The organism is Amycolatopsis sp. NPDC003676 (assembly GCF_053587275.1).
This window is the reverse complement of the sequence record NZ_JBSFNS010000092.1, coordinates 25,422-33,369: the sequence shown is the minus strand read 5'-3', so window position 1 is coordinate 33,369 and position 7,948 is coordinate 25,422. Positions and strand designations below refer to the sequence as shown.

The window sequence follows — 7,948 nt, the reverse complement described above, 5'->3', positions numbered from 1 at the left end:
AGCTCGGGCAACCGGATCGTCTTCCGCTACCAGGACGGCGTTCCGGTGGAGATGGAGCACTCCGGCGGCTACCGGGTCACGATCGATTCGGCGGACGGGCTGGTCACCGCGCTGCGCGTGCCGGACGCGCCGGTGGCCATCCGGGAGTACCGCTACGACTCCGCCCGGCGGCTGACCGAGGTCGTCGACGCGGTCGGCACCTCGCACAAGTTCCGCTACGACGCCGACGGCCGGATGGTGCGCTGGGACGACGTCAACGGCCGCTGGTACGGCTACCAGTACGACAGCGACGGCCGGTGCGTGCGCGCCCGGGGCGACGGCGGCTACCTCGACACCGAGCTGTCCTACGACCGGGAAAACCTGGTCACCACGGTCACCGACTCCCTCGGCGCGGTCCGCCGTTTCCAGCTGAACGAGCAGCTGAAGGTCGTCGCCGAAACCGACCCGCTCGGCAACACCTCGACCACCGAATACGACGAGTACGGCCGCGTCACCGCCAGCGTCAACGCGCTCGGCCACGCCACCCGCTGGGAGTACGACGTCCTCGGCAACGTCGTCGCGGTCACCCGCCCGGACGGCACGCGGCTGGCGAACGAGTACGACGAGCGCGGCCTGCCGGTCTCGACGACCGGTCCCTCCGGCGACGTCTGGCGCTACGAGTACGACGAAAACGGCAGCCTGGTCAAGGAAATCGACCCGGCGGGCGGGGTCACCGCCTACACCTACGACCCGGTCACCGGCGCGATGGCCACGCTGACCGACGCGCTCGGCGGCGTCACCCGGATCGAGTCCGACGCGGCCGGTCTGCCCACCACGATCACCGCTCCCGACGGCGCGGTGACCCGGTACCGCTACGACGCGCTCGGCGCGATCGTCTCGATCACCGGGCCGACCGGCGCGTTCGTGGAACGGGTGCGCAACGCGGCGGGCGATCTGGTGCAGCAGCGCAACGCCGACGGCACGGTGAGCAAGTTCGGCTTCAAGGCGGTCGGCAACGTCGAGGAGTCGGTCGACCCGCGCGGCGGCGTGCACCGGGTCGAGTACGGCGCGTTCGGCCTGCCGATGTCCGAACAGGACCCCGACGGCGGCGTTCGGCGGTTCGGCTACGACACCGAACTGCGGCTGACGACGGTGACGAACGAACGCGGCCTGGTCTGGCGCTACGAATACGACCAGGCGGGCCGGGTCGTCGCGGAGACCGACTACAACGGCCGGGTCCTGCGCTACGGCTACGACGCGGCGGGGCAGCTCGTCCGCCGGGTCAACGCGGCCGGGCAGGCGATCGCGCTCGAATACGACGCGCTCGGCAGGCTCGTGCGGCGCACCGCCGACGACGACGTCGCCGAATTCTCCTACGACCACGCGGACCGGATGATCCTGGCGCGCAACGGCGAGACCGAGGTCCGGTTCGACTACGACGCGGCCGGGCAGCTGGTGTCCGAGTCGATCAACGGCCGCGTCGTGCGGTCCCAGTACGACGCGCTCGGCAGGCGGACCGGCCGCCGCACGCCCAGCGGGGCGGAATCGTCGGTCGGCTACGACTCCGCGGACCGCCCGACCGCGATCACCACCGCGGGCCGCACGCTGCGCTTCGAGTACGACGCCGCGGGACAGGAAACGGTGCGCCGGCTCTTCGCCGGGACCGCGCCGGTGGCGGAACTGCGCCAGCACTGGACCTCGGCCGGCAAGCTGGGCGGCCAGACCGTGCTGCGCGGCGAGGAAACCGTGCAGCAGCGCGACTACCGCTACCTGCCGGACGGAAACCTATACGCGACAGGCGATCTGCTCGCCGGGCCGCGTTCGTACGAGGTCGGCCCCGGCGGCCGCGTCAGCGCGGTCCAAGGCCCGGGCTGGCGGGAAACCTACGGCTACGACGCCGCCGGTGCGATCACCGAAGCAGGCTGGCCGGGCGACCCGGCCGCGACAGGCCCTCGGACCTACCGCGGCACGCTCGTCGAGTCCGCCGGCGAAACCCGCTACGCCCACGACGCCGAGGGCCGGGTCGTGGCGCGGGAACGCCGCGGGCAGCGCTGGGAATACCAGTGGAACTCGGCGAGCAGGCTGACCGGCGTGCGCACCCCGGACGGCACGGTCTGGCGCTACCGCTACGACGCGCTCGGCAGGCGCGTCGCCAAGCAGCGCCTCGACCACACGGGCGCGGTGGCCGAGCAGATCGAATTCGCCTGGGACCACTACCAGCCCGCCGAGCAGGTGCACAGCGTCCCCGGCCGCCCGCAGGTCGCGACCGTGTGGGACTGGCTGCCCGACTCCGACCAAGTGCTCGCGCAGACCGAACGGACGCTCGGCGAACGCCCCGGCGAACGGTTCCACGCCGTCGTCACCGACCTGGTGGGCGCGCCAGCCGAACTGCTCGACGGCGCGGGCGCGCTGGCCGGGCACCAGCGCACCTCGCTGTGGGGCTCGGTCGTCGCGGAGAACGGGACCGCGCGCACCCCGCTGCGGTTCCCCGGCCAGTACTACGACCCGGAAACCGGGCTGCACTACAACATGCACCGCTACTACGACCCGGAAACCGGCCGCTACCTCTCACACGACCCGCTCGGCCTCGGCCCGTCCCCGGACTCGCTGGCCTACGTGGACAACCCGAACGCGATGGTCGACCCGCTCGGCCTCAGCCCGCTGCCGCTGCCGCCAGGGCCCTGTCCCAAGAAGCTCGCGGAAATGCAGCGGCAGCAGCAACAACAGCAGGCGGCCGCGAACGCCGCGCGGACGAACAACAAGCGCAAACGCGGCAACACCACCTCGGGGCAGCCCCCGGCGAAGAAGGCGGCCAAGGAGCCGAAGAATCCGCCCGGCACTTTCGGCGACAAGTCCAACGAGGCCGCGCGGATCGGCGACGCGCACGGCTACAAGGTCGACGGGCAGCAGACCAACCAGCTCGAGCACGCCGGGCTGCACAAGGCCGCCGCGGAAGACGGCAGCGGAGCGGCGCGGAAGCGGTCCGACGAAAAGACCCTGGAGAACGCCGGTTTCGGCTATTACGAAAGCCACGACTTCCACCGGATGCACCCGGGCACCGGAAGCGGCAAGCAGATGCACACCTCCGGCTTCACCGGCGGGAAGACGCACGACGAGCACCAGCTGACCTACGCCTACGCGCAGCGGCAGGCCTACGAGCGCAAGGACACGTCCGGTCTGCTGCAGCTCAACCAAATGGGCTACTCGCACATGGAGGGCAAGTACACCCGCCCGACCTACCAGGTGCCGGGACGCCAGCCGCACGACACGTACGTGAGCCCGCAGGAGAAGGTCTACCACGGCGACGACCCGAAACACGTCCACCATCCCGACTTCCACGACCCGAAACACGGCATCCACACCTACGGAACCGAAACCAGGCCGGTGCCCGGAAAACAGCATCCGGACGGCTCCGAAGTGCGGGAACGGATCGAAAACACCCCGGAACAGCGGCAAGCGTCGGCGGATGCCTACAAACAACGGGCGGAAGACGCGAAGGCCGAGCAGGCGCGCCGCGACGACCTCAACGAACACCGCAGCGAAATCGAAAACGGCAACGACCCCGCGCGCAAAAAAGAGCTCAAGGACTTCGACGACGAGCAGCGGTGGATGCGCGGATCCGAGGATTCCTACCACCGCATGGTCGACGAAATGTACGCCGGCGGCAAGGGGATGCCGTATGTTCCGGCACCCGGTTCGAAGGCGCACGCCGACATGACCGCGTCCGGCGATTCGTTCGCGCGGACCGACCCGCTCACCGCGGGCGGCCGGGCCGAGGCGCACCTGGCGTACGAACAGCGCCGGACTGGCGAATACCCCAAGGGGTCGGCCGACGAACTGCTCGACAAATGGGGATTCCAGGCTCCGAAGGACAAGAGCGACCCGATGTATAAACGGTGGGAGAACGGCGATTACGACCCGCCGGAATTGCGCGGCCACGACGGGAACACGCCCATTTCGGACGCGAAGCGCGCCGAGATGAAGGAAATGGAGGAAAAGGCGCTCGCGCAGCAAGCGCGGGCCCTGGAGTTGGACGAGAACAACGGGGGAGGCTGACGCGCTGGGTCAGCCTGCGCCGGACAGATCCGTCGTCTCCGCCAGCCGCGTGACTACCTCCAGGAGCGCGGCTGGCCGAGGCCCGTCGGAGCGCCACGCCAGCACGGTGTGCGCGGATTCGCCGTCCAGCGGCACGAACACCACGCCGGTGCGGCGCAGGCTGTGGGCGGACCGCGCCAGCCGCGTCACGCCGACCCCGGCCGCGACCAGCCCCAGCAATCCCTGCACCGTCGCGGTTCGCTGCACGATGTCGGGTGTGAACCCGGCGGCGGCGAAGTCGGCGTCGTACTTGCGGTGCCAGGGATCCCACGACGTGCGCGGCGTCAGCACCCACGGCTCGTCGGCGAGGTCGGCCAGGCGCAGCGAGGAACGGTCGGCCAGCCGGTGGCCGGAGGGCAGGACCGCGCAGACCTCCTCGGTCAGGAGGGGGTGCGTCGTTAGGTCGTCGACCAGCGGCGGGCGCGTGAAGCCCGCGTCGAACCGGCCGCCGCGCACCCCGTCGACCAGTTCGGCGATCGAGACTTCGGCGGTGGTGACGGTCAGCTCCGGCAGCTGGTCCCGGACTGCGCGCACGACCGGCGGGAGCAGGTAATTCGCCGTGCTGGCAAGGAAAGCCAGCCGGAGGGCGCCGATCTCGCCGCGGACCGCGCGGGAGACTGTCGCGACGGCTTGTTCGGCGCGGGCGAGCACCGCGCGTGCTTCCGGCAGCAAGAGTTCGCCGATCGGGGTGAGCCGGGTGCCGCGGGCGTCGCGGTCGAAGAGTTGCGCGCCGAGTTGGCGTTCCATCACGGTGATCTGCTGCGAGAGCGACTGCTGGGCGATGTGGAGGGTCGCCGCCGCGCGCGTGAAGCTCGTTGATTCGGCGACGGCGACGAAGTAGCGCAGCTGCCGCAGCTCAGGGGTCACAGGCTGAGACTGTAGCCCGCCAGTGAACCGGTGTTGGCGGACCCCGGCGGGCGCGCGCCACGATCGGAGGCGGAAGAAACCACTGGAGGGACTGCTCAATGACCGAGGAAACCGCCGGCCGCGTCTGGCTGATCACCGGGTGCTCCAGCGGCTTCGACCGCGAACTCGCCCAGGCCGCGCTGGCCGTGGGGGACCGGGTCGTCGCGACCGCGCGCAAACCGGAGACGCTCGCCGACCTCGTCGAATCCGGCGGGGACCGGGTGCGCACGACCGCGCTGGACGTCACCGACCCGGCGCAGATCGATGCCGCGGTGCGGACGGCGCTGGACGCGTTCGGCCGGATCGACGTGCTGGTCAACAACGCCGGGCACGGCTCGGTCGGCGCGGTGGAGGAACTGACGCTGCCTGACCTGCGCGCGGTGCTGGAAGTGATGTTCTTCGGCGCGGTCGCGATGACCAAGGCCGTCGTCCCGCTGCTGCGGGAGCAGGGGAGCGGGACGATCGTGCAGATGAGTTCTATGGGCGGACTGCTCGCGCCGCCGGCGTTCGGGGCCTACTGCGCGGCGAAATTCGCGCTGGAAGGCATGTCCGAGGCGCTCGCGGCGGAGGTCGCGCCGCTCGGGGTCAAGGTGCTGATCGTGGAGCCGGGCGCGTTCCGGACATCGTTCGGCGGCGCGGCCATGCACCGCTCCCGGAAGATCGACGCCTACGCCGAAACGACCGCGGCCACGCGCGCCGCGATCGAGGGGATGGACGGGACCCAGCCCGGCGACCCGGCGAAAGCGGCGGCCGCGATCCTGCGGGCGGTGGACGCGCCGGACGCCCCGCTGCGGCTCGCGCTCGGCGGCGACGCCGTGGACGCGATCCGGGGCAAAATCGAGGCCCTGGCTCAGGATCTCGACTCCTGGGAGTCGGTGAGCCGGGCGACCGCGCTGGACTGAAGACTGGTGGCCGCCCGCGCGAGGCGGCCACCAGCCCGGGTCACGGATAATTCGGGACGTTGACCGGCTTGGTGCCGTCCGGAGTCACGTCGCCGGTGTCGTTCACGACGTGGGTGATCGTGCCGCGGTGGTTCAGCGACACCGTCAGCAGGCTGTGCAGCTTCACCCCGCCGTTCTGCGGCACCTCGAACGCGTGATAGCTCGAAACCGCCGGGTTGGTGTCGAAGAAGCAATAGCTGCCCAGACCCCAAGCCTCGTGCGACGTCACGTTCGGGCCGACCTTGTACGCGGCGTACCCGGCAGTGCCGGGCGCGGAATTCCACGAACCCTGATCCGGGACGTCGTAAGGCATCTCGTTCTGGAAGAAGATCGTCTTCCCGTTCTGGCCGTTCCACACGACCTGGAACTTCTGGTAATGCTCCACGAACAGCCCGGTCGCGGTCACGTTGTCGCCGTTGACGAGCACGCCGGTGTCGGCGGTGTTCGTGGTCCAGCCGACGGTGCCGCTGTCGCCGTGGTCGGCGCGCCACGCCCAGACGTGGTCGACGATCGTGTCGTCGCTGTTCACCACCAGGCTGTTGGTCGCCTTGCCCGCCAGATCGCCGCCGACGCGGAAGAACACGTCCTGCAGCGACGTCGGATTCGCCGCGTGGCTCGTGTGCTTCCCGCTCTCGCCGACGGTCAGCAGGGACTGCGAATTCTGGGTGCCCGCGTCGAAGAGCAGGCCCTTCACCCGTACACCGTCCACATCGGACACGTGCATCGCGTCGACGCCGTTGTCCGGGATCAGCGTCGGGTAGCCGATGCCGAGCACGGTCGTGCCGGGGCGGGTCACGTTCAGCGTCTGGTCGAGGTGGTAGGCGCCGGGGGTGAAGAACAGGTTGCAGCCGGAGTCGAGGGAGCTGTTGATGCTCTCCGCGCTGTCGCCGGGTTTGACGACGCGGAACTGGCTCATCGGGACGGAATCGCCGGGCGTGCCGCCGTTCGCCCAGCTCGGTCCGGACGCGTTCGTGCGCAGGGACGGCAGGAAAACGCGGTAGTTGCCGCTGTCGTCGACGTACAGATACGGCACGTCGCGCGACACCGGCGTGGTGTCGAGGGTCGTTTCCGGCGGGTTCGGGAACGTGTTGGCCGGCGCGCCGGTGGTCCCGGAGAAGACCATGTTCCAGACGCCGCCGTCCCAGCTGCCCAGCGCCGAATCCCGCGTGTACCACTGCTGCTGCGAAACCGACGCGGCTTGGCCGGACACGCGGGTGTCGGCGACGTAGCCGCCGCTCGCGTAGCCGTAGCTGGCCGGGAACAGTTGCAGCCCGCCCTTGATGTCCATCCGGCGGAACGGCGCGGCCTGCGACACCGCCCAGCGGTCGCTGCCGCTGGAAGGCGTGACGGCCATGTTTTCCGCCGAACGCCAGAAGTTCTGCAGCGCCGAGCCCTGGTCGGATCCGTTGAACGCGTCCACGGTGATGTCGCCGTTGATCTGGACGTCGTCCGGATTCTGGCCGAGACCGGCGACCGAGGTGTAGAAGCCGACGTTGTCGTGCACCGCGTACGTGCCCGGCTTGAACAGATGCGCGACGCGGCCCGAGCCGAACTGCGCGGTCTGCGTGTCCTTCTGCGCCTCGAAGTCCTTGTCCAACTGGGCCTGGATCGTCGCGGAGGGCACTCCCGGGTCGAAAACGTGCACGTTCGGCCCGAAATCCGGCTGATCGGACTGGCCGGTGCAGTCCGCCTGACCGGACGCTGGGGCCGCGGCGGCGGGCACGGCGAGCCCGGCCGCGGCCAGCAAAGCCAGCATCGCGACGGCCGGGCCACGCGATCGACGAGGTCGGGGTGGTCGATAAGTCCGGTTCACGTCGGGGACACCTCCGCGGTAGGGGATTTACCCACCAGTTTGTGGTCGGCAACAACAAATTAAACGCCCGGCCGCGTGGCGCCGGTCACAACTCGGTCACGGTTGTCTGGACCACTGGCGCGATTCCGGCTATCGGAATCCTGTTCACGTCCGGGTGACGCAGCCAGCCTCGTGCCGCGTCGTGCCGCAAGATGACCTTGGACCTGCCGCCGTG

Annotated in this window: 4 protein-coding genes; 2 read left to right on the top strand and 2 right to left on the bottom strand. The window is 70.1% G+C overall.

The features are described from left to right. The coding region (locus ACWDNU_RS34965; protein ID WP_449672022.1) for an RHS repeat-associated core domain-containing protein at positions 1 to 4,035 on the top strand (4,035 nt) is incomplete at its 5' end. Between the two features lie 9 nt (positions 4,036 to 4,044). On the opposite strand, the gene ACWDNU_RS34960 is transcribed toward ACWDNU_RS34965, so the two are convergent. Continuing rightward, positions 4,045 to 4,941, bottom strand: coding sequence for a LysR family transcriptional regulator (locus ACWDNU_RS34960; RefSeq protein WP_449672021.1), 897 nt, complete (start codon positions 4,939 to 4,941; stop codon positions 4,045 to 4,047). A gap of 98 nt (positions 4,942 to 5,039) precedes the next feature. Between ACWDNU_RS34960 and ACWDNU_RS34955 the strand changes: the two genes are divergently transcribed. Then, on the top strand, positions 5,040 to 5,882 hold the full coding sequence (locus ACWDNU_RS34955) for an oxidoreductase (protein WP_449672020.1): 843 nt from the start codon (positions 5,040 to 5,042) through the stop codon (positions 5,880 to 5,882). A gap of 40 nt (positions 5,883 to 5,922) precedes the next feature. Here ACWDNU_RS34955 and ACWDNU_RS34950 read toward each other — a convergent pair whose 3' ends face one another. Further along, complete coding sequence (locus ACWDNU_RS34950) at positions 5,923 to 7,677, bottom strand: hypothetical protein (RefSeq protein WP_449672019.1); 1,755 nt, start codon at positions 7,675 to 7,677, stop codon at positions 5,923 to 5,925. Between the last annotated feature and the right edge of the window lie 271 nt (positions 7,678 to 7,948).